A 1212-nucleotide genomic window follows, 5' to 3' on the forward strand; every position below is an offset into this window, starting at 1 on the left:
TATGTTGTTATTCGGTAGATTTACAAAATTGTTTTTACTTTTTGTTTGTATGTAGGTATCCAATTCATTTTGGTTAAAATCTTCAGAAAAGTACTTTGTGATATTTCCTGTTTTATCTTGTAAATAAGGCGTTACTAAATAATCGGTTACAATATTATATTGGTTTTGATACATTAAAGAGTTTTCTGGTAAGACCGAAATACTAACATTGGTATTTGTATATATGTTTTTAAGATTCAATGTAATAGATGTAGAATCTTTTGTGCTAGAAGTTTTTGTGGCTTCTAATTCAATTAATTTTTTATTAGTACTGAACACATTACGTTCTGCAATTGGTTGATTCCTACTATTAAATAGCGTAATTGTATTTACGCCATTAAAAAGATCGTTTTTTAAAAGCTTTAAATTATAGCTATAATATGCTTCGCTTATCGTTACCGGAATGGCAGATAATACATATCCTTTTCTGTGAATTACAGCAAAAATAGTTTCTCCTTTTTGCTGCTCTATGGTGGCTTTATTTGTTGCTATACTTAAGCCTACTACATCATTGGTTTCTACATTTTCTGTTTTATGAATGATAAAACCAGTTTCTTGTGCTTTAGGTATTTCGAATTTTAGATTATTTACAACAACATAGTAGTTGTTTTCTGCATGCGCTTTTAGTTTAAAGCTTCCTAATCCATTTTTATCACTAGTGATTTTGGTAATAATATCTCCATTTATATCTGTTACATTTCCACGTAATGCGATAGGTACGTTGTTTTGGGAAACGGTAAAATATATCGTGTTTTCGGTGTTGTCTAATAGTACATTACTTTCTGGGTAAAACTGAAAGTGAATAGCTTCGTTTTTGGATACTTCGTTTTCTTGCGAGTCTATAAAACCATCTTGCAAATTATTTACTTGAATTGGTTTTATATACGCATTATTAAAACCACGATTCCAGTTGGTGTCTAGCTGTATATAATAGGTGTTTGTTTTTAAATCTTCTGGAAGTTTAATGCTTCCTGATACCTTTCCGTTTTCTACTAAAACTAATTGATGCGCTATTAGATTTTTATCTGCATCATAGATGTTTATGTGCAAATTTGTGGTTCTATAACTTGGTGTTTCCGTGATATCATAAGCTACATAGGTTTTAAACCAAATGTCTTCTCCTGAAAAATATACAGACTTATTAGTATGCAGCGAAAATTTTTCTAAATACTC

At 29.9% G+C, this 1212-nt stretch carries 1 protein-coding gene; it reads right to left on the minus strand.

Annotated features, from left to right (window positions below; translation table 11 throughout):
- Nucleotides 1-1212 (minus strand): hypothetical protein (locus ACVCZW_RS00410; RefSeq protein WP_452231344.1); only part of this gene is annotated, 1212 nt, incomplete at both ends.

This window comes from Lacinutrix sp. MEBiC02595 (genome assembly GCF_053601555.1).